Annotated in this window: 2 protein-coding genes; one reads left to right on the top strand and one right to left on the bottom strand. The window is 46.7% G+C overall.

Going from position 1 to position 959, the window contains the following annotated elements; all coding sequences use genetic code 11:
- On the top strand, positions 1-684 hold a 684-nt coding region (bluB, locus tag A3735_RS07740; RefSeq protein WP_068637867.1), incomplete at its 5' end, for a 5,6-dimethylbenzimidazole synthase.
- On the opposite strand, the gene A3735_RS07745 is transcribed toward bluB, so the two are convergent.
- A partial coding sequence (locus A3735_RS07745; RefSeq protein WP_197485746.1) for a hemolysin III family protein occupies positions 685-959 on the bottom strand: 275 nt, incomplete at its 5' end.

Consider the following 959-nt stretch of genomic DNA (forward strand, 5'->3'; position numbering starts at 1 on the left):
CACGATGAACGCGAAGCGCTCTATAAAACCATTTTTAATCGACGTGATGTCAGAGGAGAATTCAAGCCCGACCCGATTCCGGATGAGGTCTTGGCCCGCATATTGAAAGCCGCACATCATGCGCCCTCGGTTGGCTTTATGCAGCCCTGGAACTTTATGTTAGTTCGCTCAAAAACAGTTCGACAACAAGTACAAGAGGCTTTTACTGATGCCAATAACGAAGCCATGGAAATGTTTCCGGACAACAAGAAGCCCCTGTATCAGTCTCTGAAGCTCGAAGGAATTTTAGACTCACCGCTTAACCTTGTCGTCACCTGTGACCGTCAACGCGGCGGCCCTGTTGTGCTAGGCCGCACACATATAAAAAGCATGGACTTAAACAGCACCGTCTGTGCCGTTCAGAACTTATGGCTGGCAGCACGCGCTGAGAATGTAGGTATTGGCTGGGTTAGTATCTTTGATCAGGACAGAGTAAAAGCAATTTTAGGCATTCCCGAACATGTCGTACCTGTCGCCTACCTATGTATGGGCTATGTCTCTGAATTTAAAGTGAAGCCCGAACTCGAAAGCAAGGGGTGGCGAGAACGTCTGCCATTGGAGGACTTAATCTACTTTGATCAATGGCAGCAACAAAACCGTGAAGACAGTCTAATAAAAGTTATCTCTGACCAGCCCGAAGTTTAATTATACAGCGACCTGAGGTGGCAAAACGTAGTAATAAACACTGAAGAAATGACAAATACTGCCCCCCAGTACAAACAGATGCCAGATTGCATGGTTATAGGGAATTCGTTCGACCAAATAGAAGACAACACCAAGAGTATAGATTATTCCGCCCAAAGCGAGTAAAAACACTCCTCCTTCCGGTACTGATGCGAGCAAATCCTCAGCACTTAGAATCACCAACCAACCCATAAGCAGATAGCTCGCGACGCGCAAAAGTGAAAACCGATGCTTGA

The organism is Oleiphilus sp. HI0061 (assembly GCF_001635675.1).